Genomic DNA, 16,014 nt, shown 5'->3' on the forward strand with positions numbered 1-16,014 from the left:
CGGCGCTTCAGCGGTTGGAGGCCAGCACCCCGCGGCCCAGTTTCAAGAGCGCCTGCTTCAGCCCCCCGTCAGGCTGTTCCGCCAGGCTGTCGGCCAGCTCCTTCTCCAGCGCCGCGTCCAGCGGAGGCTTGCGGCGCGGACGTTGCGGCGTCGGCGCGGCGGCCGCCTTGACCGGGCCCTGAACGATGCGCAGGCGGGTGACGACGCCCTTGCCCAGCAGCATGTCCAGCCGGGCGGTGATCTGCGGCGCCTGGTGCTGGATCAGCGAGGCCATGGGACCATCGACCCGAAGCTCCAGCGCGCCGCCTTCGCCGTTGCGGCCCTTGATGATGCGGACCGGCTCGGTGCGGCGCGCCAGGGTGTCGCCGACGATCTCGCGCCAGCGGGTCTGCAAGGCGGCCGGACCCTGGCCGAAGCGGTTCTCAAGGTCCTTCAGCAGCGGCGCCAGGCTCTTTCCGGCCGGCGGGGGCGGGCGGCGCGGCGGCCGGGTGCGCTTGTCGCGCAGGATGGCGATCGCTTCTTCGGGGCTGGGCAGGGGGCGGCGGGCCATGATGGGAAGACTAGCATGCGGACCGTTCTTCGCGGTAGGCGAGGAGACGATGAAAGCCAGCGTCTCTCTTGATCGCGTCGCCCTCCGCTCAAGCCTGCTGGCCTGGTACGACCGTCAGGCCCGGACCCTGGCCTGGCGAGTTTCGCCCGACGACCGCCGCGCGGGCGTCCGGTCCGATCCCTATCGGGTCTGGCTGTCGGAGGTGATGCTGCAGCAGACCACCGTGCCGCACGCCACGCCGTACTTTCTGAGCTTCACCGAGCGCTGGCCGACGGTCTTGGATCTCGCGGCGGTCGAGGACGGCGACCTGATGGCCGCCTGGGCGGGCCTTGGCTACTACGCCCGCGCCCGCAACCTCCTGGCCTGCGCCCGCGCTGTCGCGGGCCAGCACGGCGGCGTCTTCCCGGATACGGAAGAGGGCCTGCGGGCGCTGCCCGGCGTTGGGGCCTACACCGCCGCGGCGGTGGCGGCGATCGCCTTCGACCAGCCCGCCAACGTGGTCGACGGCAATGTCGAACGGGTGATGTCGCGGCTGTTCGCCGTCGAGACGCCGCTGCCCGACGCCAAGCCCGAACTGAAGGCGCTGGCGGGCGCGCTGGTCACCGACGAGCGCCCCGGCGACTGGGCCCAGGCGCTGATGGACCTGGGCGCCACCGTCTGCAAGCCGAAGGGGCCGCTGTGCGACCTCTGTCCGGTGTCGCCTTGGTGCGAGGCCTTCAAGACCGGCGCGCCGGAGACCTATCCGCGCAAGGCCAAGAAGGCCGACCGTCCGCGCCGACATGGCGTGGCCTACGTCCTGACGCGCGGGGATCAGGTGGCCCTGGTTCGTCGGCCGCCGAAGGGGCTGCTGGGCGGGATGCTGGGCCTGCCGACCTCGGACTGGCGGCCGGCGCCCTATGACGACGCCGAGGCGCGAGCGGCCGCGCCCGTGGCGGGCGCTTGGCGCGACCTCGGCGCGGTCGAGCACGTCTTCACCCACTTCTCACTCACTTTGCGGGTCTTCGCTGCTCACGGCGCGAATGAGGGCGACTTCGTCTGGACCCCGCGCGAGGGCCTCTCGGCCTTGCCCAGCGTGTTCCTGAAGGCCGCGCGGGCGGCCGAGCGGCTGCTCTAGCCCTTGAGGCCGTTGATCGCATCCATGAAGTCGTTCCCGAAAATCTTTATCAGGAACGCCGCGACGACGAGCACGATCGAATAGCTCAAGGCTGAGATGACGCCGATCATGACATCTTTCCAGAGTGGCCGACCTTGAAGAAGCGCGTCGCGTTGGATCGACGGCGTCTGATCTTCAAGAACGCTTTGAGCATAGGCTGAAAGAGCGCTTTCAGCGGTTTCGCGAAAGGCCTGTAGAGCCGTCGGCGACCACTGGCGGGAGAAGGCGAGAAGCTCAGACGCAGTAGGCGCTCGCCCGGTTCGCGCTTGATGTTCAAGCAGCCATTCTCGTTTGGCTTGCTTGTATAGGCCGTAGGCGATGAACCCTTCTATATCGTCGGGGGCCGTAACCAGGTTGTCGAAGACAGGGTTGTACGGCGTCGGCGCCATTATCGAATTTTATTTCTTCGAAAGCACTGATTTCGCGCTGAAGAGCGCCCGCTCGTAGGTGTCTCGATCTAAGCCGGTGACCTTCGTGCCATCGGGCCGGCGTATCTGTTGCAGCACGCTACCGCTCTTCGTCTTAGCCGAAGCGACGCTGACGAAAGCTCCGTTTGCTGCGATCCGATGGGTCTTGGCCATGCGGAAAGATTGGCGCCGCTCTAGGCCGGAAACAAGCCCTTCGGACTAAGCTGAAGCCCTCATTTCTAGTTGATTGATGAACTTTGGCGGGGAGGCGATCCGCTGGGCGGATCAGCCAGGCGGCCTTCCCGGACCGCCCGACCGTCGAGTCACGCCGACGCCCTTCCCCACAAGGTGTTCTAGTTCATCCCCGCCCGGACCTGGGCGCGCAGGACGTCGATGGGCGCCAGGCCCTTGTCGGTCTTGAAGTGCCAGTAGGTCCAGCCGTTGCAGGCCGGCGCCGACTGCACCAGGGCGCCGATCTTGTGGATCGAGCCCGACAGGTCGCCGACCGTGATCGAGCCGTCCGGGCGGACCTTGGCCACGCGCTCGCCCTTGGCGCAGTAGAGGGTGTCGCCCGGCGACAGCAGGCCGGCCTCGACGATCGTGCCGAACGGCACGCGCGGCTCGGCGCGCTTGCTGCCCATGACCTCGAGGTCCTCGGGCGCGATCGGCACGACCTTGGAAATCCGCGCCTTGGCGTGCTCGAGATACTCGGCCTCGCGCTCGATGCCGATGAACTTGCGGCCCAGGCGCTTGGCGGCCGCGCCGGTGGTGCCGACGCCGAAGAACGGATCCAGGATCACGTCGCCCGGCTTGGTCGTCGACAGGATCACCCGATAGAGCAGGGCTTCCGGCTTCTGGGTGGGGTGCGCCTTCTGACCGTCGGCGCCCTTGATGCGCTCCTCGCCGGTGCACAGCGGGATGGTCCAGTCCGAGCGCATCTGCACCTCGTCATTGGCCATCTTCAGGGCGTCGTAGTTGAAGGTATAGCGCTTGGCGCTCTGGCTCTTGGACGCCCAGATCAGGGTCTCGTGGGCGTTGGCGAAGCGGGTGCCCTTGAAGTTGGGCATCGGGTTGGACTTGCGCCAGACGATGTCGTTGAGGATCCAGAAGCCCAGGTCCTGCACCGCGACACCGACGCGGAAGATGTTGTGATAGCTGCCGATCACCCAGATCGCGCCGTCGTCCTTCAGCACGCGGCGGGCGGCCTTCAGCCATTCGCGGGTGAACTTGTCGTAGGCGGCGAAGCTCTCGAACTGGTCCCAATGGTCGTCGACCGCGTCGACCTTGGAGTTGTCGGGACGCAGCAGGTCCCCGCCCAGCTGAAGATTGTAGGGCGGATCGGCGAAGATCAGGTCGACCGACTTCTCCGGCAGGGCGTTCATCTGCTCGATGCAGTCGCCCAGGATGATGGTTTCCGGCCCGAAGGTCATGTCCGCGTCCTCAAGAAAGAGAACGGAATCATGAGTCTTTCTAGTAAACGCGGTGTGTATGGACGTGGTTAGCGAAAGGTGAACGGGGCTGGAGCTCGGGTGCAAATTCTCCGTGTCATCCTGGCCAGAAGACCGCGAAGCGGGCTGTAGCGTCGGGACCCAGGGGCCGCCGCACTGCCGCTAACCCCTGGGTCCCGGATAGCCTCTGCGAGGCTTCCGGGATGACAGGAATTGGGATGCGCGGGAGGCTCTATTCCGCTGGCTCCTCGAACGGCAGTTGCAGGTTCAGCTCGCCCGCCAGCGCGGCCTTCACCGGCGCCCAGCCCAGGCGGTGGATCGGCGAGGGGCCAAGCTTCACCAGGCCCTCCACGTGGATGCGCGCGTGATAGCCCTTGTGGCTGGCGAAGCCGTAGCCGGGATAGACCGCGTCCATCTCGATCATCAGCCGGTCGCGGGCCTCCTTGGCCAGGATCGAGGCGGCGGCGATCGAGCACGACAGAGAGTCGCCCTTGACCACCGTCTTGATCTCGCACGGCAGCGGGAAGCGGTAGTTGCCGTCCACCAGGGCGATGGCCGGCGTCACCGACAGGCCCTCGATCGCCCGGCACATGGCCCGGCCGGTGGCGTGCAGGATGTTGTACTCGGCGATCTCCTCGATCGAGGCCATGTCGACGCACCAGGCGATGGCGACGGCCTTGATCTCCTCCTCCAGGGCCGCGCGGGCCTTGGCCGAGAGCTTCTTGGAGTCGTTGAGGCCCTTGGGGACGCGGTCGGGATCCAGGATCACCGCCGCGGCGCTGACCGGCCCGGCCCACGGGCCGCGCCCAGCCTCGTCCACCCCGCAGACAGGTCCCTGACCGCAGGCCAGCTCCAGCATCATGTCGGGTCCGGACGGCATGGATCGGTCTTTAAGCCGGTTCGCGCGGGATGGGAATGTCCGGCGGGGCGGACTAGGGTCTGGCCATGTGCGCTTCCCGATCGACCCTCGCCCTCGCCATGGCTCTCTGCCTCGCGCCGGCGGCCGCCCAAGCTCAGGCCGGAGAATGGAAACAGGTCTGGGCGGACGAGTTCGACGGCGACAAGCTGGACCTGACCCGGTGGACGCCAGCCGCGGACTGCGGGGGCGGCGGCAACGACGAGCGTCAGTGCTACGCCGCCGATCCGGACACCATCTCGGTCAAGGACGGGATGCTTCGCCTGACGGCGGTCAAGCGCAAGACGAAGGGGCTGGCCAATCCCTGGGCGGGCCCGACGGGGCCGATGAAGACGGGCGACTACGCCTCGGGCAAGATCGTCACCCAGGGCAAGGCCAGCTGGCTCTACGGACGGATCGAGGCTCGGGCGCGCGCGCCGGGAGGCCAGGGCGTGTGGCCGGCGATCTGGATGATGCCCGAGCTGTCGACCTATGGCGGCTGGCCGAAATCGGGCGAGATCGACATCCTCGAGACCGTGAACCTGGGCGCGCCGTGTGAGCCCTGCGAAGGCGGCCGGGAAAACCGGGTGTTCGGCACGATCCACTTCGCCGCCGACGCCGCCGGGGCGCACCGCCAGGCGGGCGGGAACACCGTCATGCCGGCCTCGCCGGACGGCTTCCACGTCTATGCGGTCGAATGGACGCCCGAGGCGATCGCCTGGTTCGTCGACGGCCGCGAATACGCCCGCGTCGCCCCGAACGACTGGAAGCGCGACGATGCGGAAGCCGGTCCCGCGCCGTTCGACCGCCCCTTCCACCTGATCCTGAACCTCGCCTTCGGCGGCCGCTGGCCCGAGGGCGCCAACGCCAAGGGCGTCGACGAGACGGCCCTGCCGGCGACGATGGAGGTGGATTGGGTGCGGGTCAGCCAGCGCTAGCGTCGGCCATCCCCTTTTTTCCAGGGGCTTGGAAAGGCGCGCGCGCTTGCTCTACATGCCAGGCGGCCGAGCGAGGCCGGAAGGGATTGTCCGATGGGGTTCGTGACCGCCGCCTTGCCTGTGCTTTGGCTGATCGCCTCGGTCGCGGCGTTCGTCTTCGTGTTTCGCCCTCGGCCGGGGTGGTCCGTGGTCGCGACGCCGGCGCGGGCGCTCGCGACGTTCCTGGCCGTGTTCCTGGGCGGCGCGGTGCTGGTGGCGGTGACGCGGCCCAAGGAGGAAGCGCCGCCGCCCGCGCCCTCCCTGGCGCGCTCGGCGCGCGCCTTGCCGGATCCCGCCCAGGTCCGCGCTCATCCCGAGCGTTTCGTGGTGCTGGATGGGGTCAAGGCCAATCGCAACGCGGCGGGGGACGTCCTGCTGACCGGCGGCGCGACGAATGTCTCGGGCCTGCTGATCGCCGACCCGCGCCTGTCCTGTCGGATGACCAAGGGCCGCGCGGCGGCGGGGACGGTCTCGGCCGTGGTCCAGGGGACCATCCCGGTCGGCGGCAAGTTGATCTTCGCGGCGATCAACCTGGGCCAGGCCGCTGGCCCCTGGGATCGCTGGACCTGCCAGGTGGTCGAGGCGCGGGCCCTGTAAGCAGGGGCTCATTCCGGCCCTTGTAAGCCGTCCGCCGATGGCCGCGACCCATGGGAGGGCGCAGGTCCTCTCCCGTCATCAGCACGGGAGAACCGCAAATGACCAAGTGCTGCGCCCTGGGCGCCAGCCTTCTGATCCTGTCCTTGGCCGCCCCGGCCTTGGCGGACGCCGCAAAGCCCGCGCCGTCCGCGCCCAGCTGACCCGCGTCTACGCCAAGGTCGGCGTCCGCTCGCAATCGGCGCTGATGGCGCTGTTCATGGAGGAGCTGGTGGAGGCCGGGTCCGAGCTCCCGGCGGAGGCGGAGGGGTAGGTCGGCTCCCGACCCCTCTTCGACGTTCGGAAAGCCGGCTAGCTGGCCTGCTCATGCCGCATCGCCTCCGCGCCGAGCGCCACGTGCTCGGGAATTCGTCCATCTGACTTTCGCTCGCTATATCGGTCGACCAGATAGTCGGCCCGGTCGCGGGTGAGCAGGGTGAACTTCACCAGTTCCTCCATCACGTCGACGACGCGATCGTAGTAGCTGGACGGCTTCATGCGGTCGTTCTCGTCGAACTCCTTGTAGGCCATGGCCACCGACGACTGGTTGGGGATGGTGATCATCCGCATCCAGCGGCCCAGCAGGCGCAGCGTATTGACGGCGTTGAACGACTGGGAGCCGCCGCTGACCTGCATGACGGCCAGCGTCTTTCCCTGGGTCGGCCGGACGCTGCCGATTTCCAGCGGGATCCAGTCGATTTGCGATTTCATGATCCCGGTGATGGCGCCGTGCCGCTCCGGGCTGCACCACACCTGGCCTTCCGACCATTGCGACAGCGACCGCAACTCCTGGACCTTTGGATGGTCCGGGCCGGTGGCGTCGGGCAACGGCAGGTCACGCGGATCGAACACGCGGGTCTCGCAGCCTAGGGCTCGGAGAATGCGCTCGGCCTCCTCGACCAGCAGCCGGCTGAACGATCGCTCCCGCAGCGACCCATAGAGCAGCAGGATGCGCGGCGGATGGGTGGATGGCGCAGCGACCTCCAGCCGCCCTTGATCGACCTGGGCGAGGAACTTGGCGTCGAGGGCGGGGAATTTGGTCACGGGCGACTCCAACAGCGTCATTGAACTGTCTAATAATTCGAGCATATTGGAAATATGGAATCAAAGCCCGCTGTCAACATGCTCTCCGCCTTGGGCCACGAAGGGCGTCTGGCGATCTATCGACTGCTCGTGAAAGCCGGCCCCACCGGCGTCGCGGCGGGCGAGATCGCCCGCACCCTGGCCGTACTGCCCAACAGCCTGTCGGCCAATCTCAACGTCCTGTCCCATGCCGGGCTGATCGTCTCGCGCCGCGAGGGGCGCTCGATCATCTATTCGGCCGACTACGGCGCGATGAGCGGCCTCTTGGGCTTCCTGATGGAGGACTGCTGCAACGGCGCGCCCCAGATCTGCGCCCCGCTGAGCGCGATCGTCGCCAAGGCCGAGGCCTGCGATGGAACCTGCCTGACCGAAAGGGAACCCGCATGAGCGCCGATCACCGCCCCATGAACGTCCTCTTCCTCTGCACCCACAATTCCGCGCGCTCGATCATGGCCGAGTGCATCATGAACCGGGTGGGCGCGGGCCGCTTCAAGGCCTATTCGGCCGGCTCGATGGCCAGCGGTCAGGTCAATCCGCACGCCATCAGCCTGCTGAAGACATTGAACTACAAGACCGACGACCTGCGGTCGAAGACCTGGGACGAGTTCGCGGCGCTGAACAATCCCGACGCCCCGGAGCTCGATTTCGTGTTCACGGTCTGCGACAACGCCGCCGGCGAGGTCTGTCCGATCTGGCCGGGCCAGCCGATGAGCGCCCACTGGGGCGTTCCCGACCCGGCCGCCGCGACGGGCTCGGAGGCGGAGATCGCCCTGGCCTTCGCCGACGCCTACCGCCAGCTCAACAACCGCATCACCCTGTTCTGCGCCCTGCCGATGAATTCGCTGGATCGCCTGTCGCTGCAGCGCCGGCTCGACGAGATCGGCAAGGTCAAGGCCGCCGACGATACGGCGGCCTGACCCCATGGCGCCATTCAGCGTCGCGCGCCGCCTGGTCGCGGAAGCCCTCGGCGCGGCCCTGCTGCTGGCCGTGGTCGTCGGCTCGGGGATCATGGGCGAGCGCCTGGCTGGCGGAAACGTCGCCATCGCCCTCCTGGGGAACACCCTGGCGACGGGCGCGGCGCTGGTTGTGTTGATCTGGGTCTTCGGTCCGATCTCCGGGGCCCATTTCAACCCGGCGGTGACGCTGGTGGCGGCCCTGCGGCGGGACATGCCTTGGCGACTGGCGCTGGCCTATCCGGTCGTGCAGATCGTGGGCGGCGTGCTGGGCGTGTGGGCCGCGCACGCCATGTTCGGCGAGGCGATCCTCCAGGTCTCGACCAAGCTGCGGGGCGGCGGCGCCCAAGCCTTCTCCGAGGCCGTCGCCACATTCGGCCTGGTTGGGGCCATCCTCGGCACGGTCCGCTTCCGGCCCGAGGCGACGGCGATGGCCGTCGGGCTCTACATCACCTCGGCCTACTGGTTCACGGCCTCGACCTCGTTCGCCAACCCGGCGGTGACGATCGCGCGGAGCCTGTCGGACACCTTCGCCGGCGTCGCGCCCTCCAGCGCGCCGGCTTTCATCCTCGCCCAGATCGTCGGCGCGCTGCTTGCGGCGGGCGTCTTCGGCTGGCTTCTGAAAGTGGACAAGTCCTGATGAGCGACGCCGACTTCCCGATCGTGATCTTCCACAACCCCGCCTGCGGAACCTCGCGCAACACCCTCGCCATGGTCGAGGCCGCCGGCTATCAGCCAAAGGTGATCGAATATCTGAAGGCCGGCTGGAGCCACGATCAGCTCCGCGCGCTGGCCAGCGAAGCCGGCCTGACCTTGCGCCAGCTGATGCGGGAGAAGGGAACGCCGGCCGCGGACCTGGGCCTCTTGGCCGAAGGCGTCGCCGAAGAGCGCATCCTGGACGCCATGGTCGAGCATCCGATCCTCGTGAACCGGCCGATCGTCGTGACGCCGAAGGGCGTGAAGCTCTGCCGTCCGTCGGAGATCGTGCTCGACCTTTTGGATCGAAAGCCGGAGAGCTTCACCAAGGAGGACGGCGAGGTCGTGAAGCTCTGAGCGTCTGCTTTGGGGTTGGATGCCGATTTCCGCTTTCCACCCGTCAGGGGTGTTGTGAATGCCAGCTTGTAGGGCTGGCTGATTGAGTTAGCGTCGAGCCATGTTGCGCATCTGACGCGATATCCGCCTCCCACCCATATCTACCTCTCAGGGCTTGTGTCTTAGCGCCTTGCACTCCTCGTGGCGGAAGCAGGTGACGAAGTGGTCGTTGACCATGCCGGTGGCCTGCATGAAGGCGTAGACGATCACCGGGCCGCAGAACTTGAAGCCCTTGGCCTTCAGCGCCTTGGCCATGTCGACGGCCAGCGGCGTCTGGGCCGGCACCTGCGCGCCGTTCTCCCAGGCGTTCTGGATCGGCGCGCCGCCGACGATGTCCCACAGGAAGGTCGACAGGTCCTCGCCGCGCTCGCGCATGTCCAGATAGATCCGCGCGCCTGAGATGGCCGCGTCGATCTTGCCGTTCGAGCGGATGATGCCGGCGTCGGCCATCAGCCGGGCGCGATCGGCCTCGCCGAAGCGGGCGACCTTTTCCGGATCAAAGCCCGCGAAGGCGGCGCGGAAGGCCTCGCGCTTGCGCAGGATGGTGATCCACGAGAGCCCGGCCTGGAACCCGTCCAGCACCAGCTTTTCCCAGAGGGCGCGGCTGTCCCACTCGGGCACGCCCCATTCGTGATCGTGATAGGCCTCGTAGAACGGGTCGCCGTTCATGCCGCGCCAGGTGCATCGGGTCGGTTCGGTCATGCGGCGACGCTAGCACAACGGCGTCGCCTGGCTAGAACTTTTCAGGAACATCGCGCGCGGCGACGGAATGGCCGAGTTGGCCCGTTCAAGCGACCGAGGGACCTCATCATCTGAAGGAGACGCCGATGAAGCGCCTCAAGACCTTGGCCGTGCTCGCGATGGCGGGCGCCGTGGCCGTGGCGACGCCCGTGCTGGCCCAGCGCCACGATCATGACGGCAATCCGCCCGGACCGCGCGGCGGTCCGGGCACGAACTGGGAGAACCCGCCCGGCTGGCGCGGCGGCCCCGGAGCCTCGCCGGATCGCCGCTATTACCACTGGCATGGCCAGCGGATCGAGTTCGTCTACCGCAACGGTTACTATTACCACCCGGCCTACGGCTATTATCACCCGCGCTATGGCTGGTGGAACCAGGCCGCGCGGTGCTGGCTGGACAATGACAACAATCCGCCCGGCCCCCGCGGCGGCCCCGGCACGAACTGGGAGAATCCGCCGGGCTGGCGCGGAGGGCCCGGCGCCTCGCCGGACCGCTACGGCCGCTGCCGCTAGAGCGCCATCCAGGCCGGCCGGTCCACCGCGACCGGCCGGCCTTCGGCCGTCAGGTCCGCGCCGTCGATGCGGTCCAGGCGCAGCAGGGCCATGGCGCGCCCGTCGCGGCCGCCCAGCACCTCGCCGGCGCGCAACTCTCCGGCCAGAACCTCGGCGCCGAAGGCGGGCGGCGGACCGTCGAAAGCGATCGGCAGCATGCGGGTCTTGATCGTCCCGCGCCGCTTCATGCGGCTGGTGGTCTCCTGGCCGACGAAACAGCCTTTCTTGAAGTCGATGCCGGCCAAGAGGTCGAAATTGGCCTCGATCGGATAGGTGCGCTCCTGGCCCCAGTCGGCGGGACCGGGAACGCCCAGAGCCAGGCGATGGGCGTCATAGGCGTCCTCGTCGGCGTTGGCGGCGCGATCGTCATAGGCCCGGGCGCCCAGGGCCGGCAGGCGCGGATCGGCGTAGAGGCCCTCGCCCGCGACCTCGCCGCCGAACACCGCCAGCACCGGACGATCGCTGGCCTCCAGCGTCACCTTGGCGCGCAGGCGGTACATCGTCAGGCGCTGCAGCAGGGCGTCGCGCTGGTCGGCCTGGACGTCCAGCAGCGCCCCGTCCTCGGTTCCGGCGACGAAGAGGTCGTAGAGCAGCTTGCCCTGCGGGGTCAGCAGCCCCGCGAACCGCAGCTCGCCGGGCGCCAGGGTCTCGACATCCTGGGTCAGCAGGCCCTGCAGGAAGCTCCGCCAGTCGGGGCCGGAGACGGCGATGACGGCGCGGGAGGACAGGCGGGCGACGGTCGGGGTGGTCATGGGCCAGATGTGGCGCCGAGGCGACGCTCGCGCCAGTCCCGAACATCGCGGAAAGCTGAAGTGTTAACGTGGGATGCGCCGACTCGCCGACGGCCCTATACATGGACCGATGACACAGCGGGCCTTCCCGATTCTCTTCATCACGGCGACGCGCATCGGTGACGCGGTGCTTTCGTCCGGCCTGATCAAACTTCTCTCGGATCAGATCCCCAACGCGCGCTTCACGATCGTCGCCGGTCCCCTGGCCGCGCCGCTGTTCGCGCACGTGCCCGGTCTCGACCGGGTGATCGTGATGGAGAAGGGCAAGGGCAAGGGACACTGGTTCAAGCTGTGGAACCAGGTGCGCCACAAGAAGTGGGGCCTGGTCGTCGACCTGCGCGGCTCGGCCACCGCCCTCTTCCTGCGTCGCGACAAGCGGGCGATCTGGAAGAAGACGCCCGGCGAGCCGGTGCACAAGGTGGTCGACGCCGCCCGCGTCCTGAAGCTCGAGGGTGAGCCGCCCGCGCCACACCTCTACATCACGCCCGAGGTCGAGGCCTTGGCCGACGAGCTCCTGGGGCAGGGTGGTCCGATCCTGGCCGTGGGGCCGGCGGCCAACTGGATCGGCAAGGTCTGGCCGATCGAGCGCTTCGCCCAGACGGCGGCCCAGCTGCTCGACAAGGACGGCCCGCTGGCCGGCGGGCGTCTGCTGATCCTGGGCGGTCCCGAGGACACCCGGATGGTCGAGGAGCTGCGCATGGCCTCGGCGCGCGGCCGCACGATCGACCTGACGGGCAAGGTGGATCTCCTCACCGCCTATGCCTGCCTGAAGCGCGCCAGCCTGTTCATCGGCAACGACTCTGGCCTGATGCACATCGCCGCCGCCGCCGGCTGTCCGACGGTCGGCCTGTTCGGCCCCTCGGATGAGCGCCGCTACGGCCCCTGGGGCGACAAGACCGTCGCCGTGCGCGGCCCGCGCACCTTCCAGCAGTTCAAGGCGATCGATCCCGAGCTCTCGCAGGCCATCCGCCATATGAGCGACCTGCCGGTGCCCACCGTGGTCCGGGCGGCCAAGGCGCTGCTGGCCCGCGTGGCGACGCCGGCCGAGGTCTCCGAACCCGAGACGGCGGTTGAGGCGGCCGAGCCCGAAACCTCGCCTTGGGGCGAGCCCATCCAGGACGTCGACGCCCTCCCGGAAGCCCAAGGCGAGACGGTCGCCGACGCGCAGGCCGCGGCGCCCGCTGAAAAGGGCGCCACCCGCAAGCGCGCGGCCAAGCGCGACGCTGGCTAGTTCCGGGTTGCCTCGGGCGCGGACCGGTCCTAGATCGCCGCAACTGTCCCGAGGAGCCGTCCCATGACCCAGACCTTCGACCTGATCGTGCGTGGCGGCGAGGTGGTGAACCACGCCGGCCGAGGCTTCGCCGACATCGGCGTGCGCGGCGGCAAGATCGTCGCGATCGGCGACCTCTCCCAGGCCAGCGCTGGCGAGGTGTTCGACGCGACGGGCCTGACCGTCCTGCCGGGCGTCATCGACAGCCAGGTCCACTTCCGCGAGCCGGGCCTGGAATGGAAGGAAGACCTGGAAAGCGGCTCGCGCGGCGCGGCCCTGGGCGGCGTCACCGCCGTCTTCGAGATGCCCAACACCGAGCCGACCACCACGGACGCCGACGCCTTGGCCGACAAGCTGGCGCGGGCCAAGGGGCGCATGCACACCGACCACGCCTTCTATGTCGGCGGCACCCACGAGAACGCGGCCTTCCTGGGCGAGCTGGAGCGCCTGCCCGGCTGCTGCGGGATCAAGGTGTTCATGGGCGCCTCGACGGGCTCGCTTCTCGTGCAGGACGACGAGGGCGTCGAGAACGTGCTGCGCCATGTCAACCGCCGCGCGGCCTTCCACTCCGAGGACGAATACCGCCTGGCCGAGCGCCGCGCCCTGGCGCGTCCCGGCGACTGGACCAGCCACCCGGAGGTGCGCGACGCCCAGGCCGCCCTGCAGTCGACCCACCGCCTGGTTCGCATCGCCAAGAGCCTGGGCAAGCGCATCCACGTGCTGCACGTCACCACCAAGGAAGAGATCGACTTCCTGGCCCAGAACAAGGACGTCGCCAGCGTCGAGGTCACGCCCCAGCACCTGACCCTGGTCGCGCCGGAGGCCTATGAGCGCCTGAAGGGCTTTGCCCAGATGAACCCGCCGATCCGCGACGCCGAGCACGTCGCCGGCGTCTGGCGCGGGGTCGACACCGGCGTCGCCGACGTGCTGGGCAGCGACCACGCGCCGCACACCCGCGAGGAGAAGGCCCGGCCCTATCCCGCCTCGCCGTCGGGCATGCCCGGCGTCCAGACCCTGGTCCCGATCATGCTGACCCACGTGGTCGACGGGAAGCTCTCCCTGGAGCGCTTCGTTGATTTGACCAGCCACGGCGTGAACCGCATCTTTGGCCTGGCCGACAAGGGCCGCATCGCCGAGGGCTTCGACGCCGACTTCACCATCGTCGACATGAAGGCCCGCCGCGTCATTACCCACGACTGGATGGCCACCCGCTCGGGCTGGACCCCGTTCGACGGCTTCGAGGCCAAGGCCTGGCCGAAAGCGACCATCGTCCGCGGCATCGTGGTCATGCGCGACGACGAGGTCATCGCCGAGGGACGCGGCGAGCCGGTGCGGTTCCTGGAGACGCTGGCGGGGTAGGGTTTTAGCCCAAAACTGCGTGTCATCCCGGAAGCCTCGCGGAGGCTATCCGGGACCCAGGGGCCGCCGCACTGCCGCTCGCCCCTGGGGTCCCGGCTCTCCGCTACGCTACGGCCGGGATGACAAAACTTTTTGGCTAGGGTTGGATATCCATCCGCCTACGGATCAACCAGCGCCGTTCCGCGTCGGCCGGCCCCAGCGCCAGCGCCCGGTCATAGGCCGCCAGCGCCTCCTCCCGCCGTCCCAGGCGCGCAAGCAGATCCGCCCGCACGGCGTGGAAGGGCTGGAAGTCGGCCAGGCGCGGCGCGTCCAGAGACTCCACCTCGGCGAGCGCCGCCGCCGGCCCCGCGATCTCGGCCAGGGCCACGGCGCGGTTCAGGCGGACGAACGGGTCCTCGCGCCAGCTCAGCAGCATGTCGTAGAGGGCCAGGATCGCCGACCAGGGCGGCGGTTCCGCCAGCGATCGTCGGCGGCCCCAGGCCGCGTGCAAAGCGGCGCGCAGCTGGCGGGGTCCCGGCGCGTTCAGCCGGGCGGCGCGGCGCAGCAGGGCGTCGCCGTCGGCGATCAGCGCCTTATCCCAAAGCTGGGGGTCCTGCCGGTCCAGGGGGACCATCACGCCCTCGGCGTCCACCCGCGCCGGCCGCCTCGCCTCGGCCAAGCGCACCAGGGCGGCGAAGGCGAGCGCTTCGGGCTCGTCCGGCAGCAGGTCGGCCAGGACGGCGGTCAGGTCCAGCATCTCGCGGGCGTAGCCGGCATGCGCGCCCGTGCCGGCCGCGTCCTCGTGGGCGCGGGCATAGGCGATCTCCAGCGTCGAGAGCACCGCCTCGATCCTTTCGGGCCAGGCTTCGGGACCAGGGACTTCGAACGACACGCCGGCCTGGGCGATCTTCTTCTTGGCGCGGGTCAGGCGCTGGAACATCGTCGGTTCGGAAACGAGGAAGGCGCGGGCGATCTCGGCGACCGACAGGCCGCACACCAGCCGCAAGGTCAGCGCCGCGCGGGCCTCGGGCGCCACGGCCGGGTGACAGCAGATGAAGATCAGGCGTAACCGCTCGTCCGGGATCAGGCGGGCGTCGGAGGCCAGATGCGCCTCGACCGAGGGCTCGGGCTCTGGCGCGTCCGGCGCCAATCGGCGTCGAATGCTCCGTCTACGGATCATGTCCAGGGCCCGGCGACGGGCCGCGGCGTAGAGCCAGGCGGCCGGGTCCAGGGGCGGGGCCGCCGGCCAGACCTCCGCCGCCTTGGCGCAGGCGTCGGCGAAGGCGTCCTCGGCGATGTCGAGGTCGCGGAACGCCGCCGCCAGGGCGGCGACGATCCGGCTTCCAGTCTCCCGGAACGTCTGGTCCAGCCGCGCCAGGCGCCTAGTCCTCGTCGATGATGGGCCGCACCTCGACCGAGCCGTCGCCGGCGAAGGGGATGCGCTTGGCGATGGCCAGGGCGGCGTCCAGGTCCGGAACGTCGATCAGATAGAAGCCGCCCAACTGTTCGCGCGCCTCGGCGTAGGGACCGTCATGCAGCGTGTCGCCGCCCCGCGACCTGCGCAGGGTCGTGGCGGTGTCCGACGATTTGAGGCCCGAGCCGCCGCGCAGGACGCCCTCGGCGGAGAGCTGGGCCGCGAGGGCCTGATGCGCCGCGATGATCGCCTCTAGGCTCGGGGCGTCGGCTTGGGCGTAGATCGCTTCATCCTCATAGAGCAGCAGGGCGTATTGCATCGTCATCTCCCATCGAGCCCGCGACCCTCGCGGCGCTTCGACCCCAGAGACGCGCCGGCTCAAGCGGATTCGACAGCGGGCGCCGAAAAATGTCGAGGGGGGAGAAAGGATCCCTCTCCCCTTGCGGGAGAGGGTGGCCCGAAGGGCCGGGTGAGGGGTCGCGCGAGCGGCGCCGGTGATCAACCCCTCATCCGTCGCCTTCGGCGACACCTTCTCCCGCAAGGGGAGAAGGAGCGTTCGCGGCGCTCTATCATCCGCGTATCCGGAATCGAACTGAACGAAATCAACGGCTTCCCATTTTTACACGCCGCTGGATCATCCGCGTTGAAACCGCCCTTAAGCTCTAACCACCTCGTCGCGAGGAAAGGGCGCATGGCCAGCGACCATCGTGGCGGCGGGGGG

The 16,014-nt window shown here is 69.0% G+C and carries 19 protein-coding genes and 2 pseudogenes; 11 read left to right on the forward strand and 10 right to left on the reverse strand.

Annotated elements, in window-relative coordinates:
- Positions 1 to 7: 7 nt before the first annotated feature.
- Positions 8 to 550, reverse strand: a complete 543-nt coding sequence (locus AX690_RS14385; protein WP_066730442.1) for a DUF721 domain-containing protein — start codon at positions 548 to 550, stop codon at positions 8 to 10.
- A 49-nt stretch (positions 551 to 599) separates the two neighbouring features.
- Here AX690_RS14385 and mutY point away from each other — a divergent pair, with 49 nt between their 5' ends.
- Complete coding sequence (gene mutY / locus AX690_RS14390; RefSeq protein WP_066683988.1) at positions 600 to 1,664, forward strand: A/G-specific adenine glycosylase; 1,065 nt, start codon at positions 600 to 602, stop codon at positions 1,662 to 1,664.
- On the opposite strand, the gene AX690_RS22955 is transcribed toward mutY, so the two are convergent.
- The 3 genes from AX690_RS22955 to AX690_RS14400 all read right to left on the reverse strand — a co-directional run bounded on the left by AX690_RS22955 (position 1,661) and on the right by AX690_RS14400 (position 4,438).
- The gene (locus AX690_RS22955) at positions 1,661 to 2,092 is read right to left on the reverse strand and encodes a hypothetical protein (RefSeq protein ID WP_156449682.1); all 432 of its coding nucleotides are present in this window, start codon (positions 2,090 to 2,092) and stop codon (positions 1,661 to 1,663) included. The two genes, mutY and AX690_RS22955, sit on opposite strands and share 4 nt — an antisense overlap.
- A gap of 371 nt (positions 2,093 to 2,463) precedes the next feature.
- On the reverse strand, positions 2,464 to 3,540 hold the full coding sequence (ccrM, locus tag AX690_RS14395; RefSeq protein ID WP_066683986.1) for an adenine-specific DNA-methyltransferase CcrM: 1,077 nt from the start codon (positions 3,538 to 3,540) through the stop codon (positions 2,464 to 2,466).
- Positions 3,541 to 3,790: 250 nt separating this feature from the next.
- On the reverse strand, positions 3,791 to 4,438 hold the full coding sequence (locus tag AX690_RS14400; protein ID WP_066683984.1) for a ribonuclease HII: 648 nt from the start codon (positions 4,436 to 4,438) through the stop codon (positions 3,791 to 3,793).
- Positions 4,439 to 4,536: 98 nt separating this feature from the next.
- On the opposite strand from AX690_RS14400, the gene AX690_RS14405 reads away from it, so the two are divergent.
- The 3 genes and pseudogenes from AX690_RS14405 to AX690_RS23720 all read left to right on the forward strand — a co-directional run.
- A complete protein-coding gene (locus tag AX690_RS14405) occupies positions 4,537 to 5,391 on the forward strand; it encodes a glycoside hydrolase family 16 protein (RefSeq protein ID WP_066683992.1) in 855 nt (284 codons plus the stop codon).
- 93 nt (positions 5,392 to 5,484) lie between these two features.
- Positions 5,485 to 6,027 carry a hypothetical protein gene (locus tag AX690_RS14410; protein ID WP_066683981.1) on the forward strand — a complete coding sequence of 181 codons (543 nt, stop codon included), beginning with the start codon at positions 5,485 to 5,487 and terminating at the stop codon, positions 6,025 to 6,027.
- A 175-nt stretch (positions 6,028 to 6,202) separates the two neighbouring features.
- Positions 6,203 to 6,337, forward strand: a pseudogene (locus tag AX690_RS23720) (hypothetical protein); the annotation flags it as partial.
- Between the two features lie 38 nt (positions 6,338 to 6,375).
- Here the strand turns inward: AX690_RS23720 and arsH are convergent.
- Positions 6,376 to 7,107, reverse strand: coding sequence for an arsenical resistance protein ArsH (gene arsH, locus AX690_RS14420; RefSeq protein ID WP_066683991.1), 732 nt, complete (start codon positions 7,105 to 7,107; stop codon positions 6,376 to 6,378).
- A gap of 54 nt (positions 7,108 to 7,161) precedes the next feature.
- Between arsH and AX690_RS14425 the strand changes: the two genes are divergently transcribed.
- The 4 genes from AX690_RS14425 to arsC are packed head-to-tail and all read left to right on the forward strand — an operon-like array spanning position 7,162 to position 9,152.
- Positions 7,162 to 7,533, forward strand: coding sequence for a helix-turn-helix transcriptional regulator (locus AX690_RS14425; RefSeq protein ID WP_066683978.1), 372 nt, complete (start codon positions 7,162 to 7,164; stop codon positions 7,531 to 7,533).
- The gene (locus tag AX690_RS14430) at positions 7,530 to 8,063 is read left to right on the forward strand and encodes an arsenate reductase ArsC (RefSeq protein ID WP_066683976.1); all 534 of its coding nucleotides are present in this window, start codon (positions 7,530 to 7,532) and stop codon (positions 8,061 to 8,063) included. The genes AX690_RS14425 and AX690_RS14430 overlap by 4 nt, the downstream gene beginning before the upstream one ends.
- 4 nt (positions 8,064 to 8,067) lie before the next feature.
- Positions 8,068 to 8,739, forward strand: coding sequence for an MIP/aquaporin family protein (locus AX690_RS14435; protein ID WP_066683973.1), 672 nt, complete (start codon positions 8,068 to 8,070; stop codon positions 8,737 to 8,739).
- On the forward strand, positions 8,739 to 9,152 hold the full coding sequence (arsC, locus tag AX690_RS14440) for an arsenate reductase (glutaredoxin) (RefSeq protein WP_066683971.1): 414 nt from the start codon (positions 8,739 to 8,741) through the stop codon (positions 9,150 to 9,152). Before AX690_RS14435 ends, arsC begins: the two co-directional genes overlap by 1 nt.
- Positions 9,153 to 9,299: 147 nt before the next feature.
- Here the strand turns inward: arsC and AX690_RS14445 are convergent, their stop codons facing one another.
- A complete protein-coding gene (locus AX690_RS14445) occupies positions 9,300 to 9,893 on the reverse strand; it encodes a DNA-3-methyladenine glycosylase I (protein WP_066683969.1) in 594 nt (197 codons plus the stop codon).
- Between the two features lie 125 nt (positions 9,894 to 10,018).
- Between AX690_RS14445 and AX690_RS14450 the strand changes: the two genes are divergently transcribed.
- Positions 10,019 to 10,441, forward strand: coding sequence for a hypothetical protein (locus tag AX690_RS14450; RefSeq protein ID WP_082769676.1), 423 nt, complete (start codon positions 10,019 to 10,021; stop codon positions 10,439 to 10,441).
- On the opposite strand, the gene AX690_RS14455 is transcribed toward AX690_RS14450, so the two are convergent.
- On the reverse strand, positions 10,438 to 11,232 hold the full coding sequence (locus AX690_RS14455; protein WP_066683965.1) for a folate-binding protein YgfZ: 795 nt from the start codon (positions 11,230 to 11,232) through the stop codon (positions 10,438 to 10,440). The genes AX690_RS14450 and AX690_RS14455 overlap by 4 nt on opposite strands.
- A gap of 109 nt (positions 11,233 to 11,341) precedes the next feature.
- On the opposite strand from AX690_RS14455, the gene AX690_RS14460 reads away from it, so the two are divergent.
- Positions 11,342 to 12,502, forward strand: coding sequence for a glycosyltransferase family 9 protein (locus tag AX690_RS14460; protein WP_066683964.1), 1,161 nt, complete (start codon positions 11,342 to 11,344; stop codon positions 12,500 to 12,502).
- 63 nt (positions 12,503 to 12,565) lie between these two features.
- Complete coding sequence (locus AX690_RS14465) at positions 12,566 to 13,900, forward strand: dihydroorotase (RefSeq protein ID WP_066683962.1); 1,335 nt, start codon at positions 12,566 to 12,568, stop codon at positions 13,898 to 13,900.
- A 48-nt stretch (positions 13,901 to 13,948) separates the two neighbouring features.
- Here the strand turns inward: AX690_RS14465 and AX690_RS23725 are convergent.
- The 3 genes and pseudogenes from AX690_RS23725 to AX690_RS14475 form a co-directional block, all read right to left on the reverse strand.
- Positions 13,949 to 14,034, reverse strand: a pseudogene (locus AX690_RS23725) (hypothetical protein); the annotation flags it as partial.
- Positions 14,035 to 14,036: 2 nt separating this feature from the next.
- Positions 14,037 to 15,257 carry an RNA polymerase sigma factor gene (locus AX690_RS14470; RefSeq protein ID WP_066683961.1) on the reverse strand — a complete coding sequence of 407 codons (1,221 nt, stop codon included), beginning with the start codon at positions 15,255 to 15,257 and terminating at the stop codon, positions 14,037 to 14,039.
- Positions 15,258 to 15,261: 4 nt separating this feature from the next.
- The gene (locus AX690_RS14475; RefSeq protein WP_066683960.1) at positions 15,262 to 15,612 is read right to left on the reverse strand and encodes a YciI family protein; all 351 of its coding nucleotides are present in this window, start codon (positions 15,610 to 15,612) and stop codon (positions 15,262 to 15,264) included.
- Between the last annotated feature and the right edge of the window lie 402 nt (positions 15,613 to 16,014).

Source organism: Caulobacter sp. CCH9-E1 (genome assembly GCF_001556515.1).
Classification (GTDB): Bacteria; Pseudomonadota; Alphaproteobacteria; order Caulobacterales; family Caulobacteraceae; genus Caulobacter.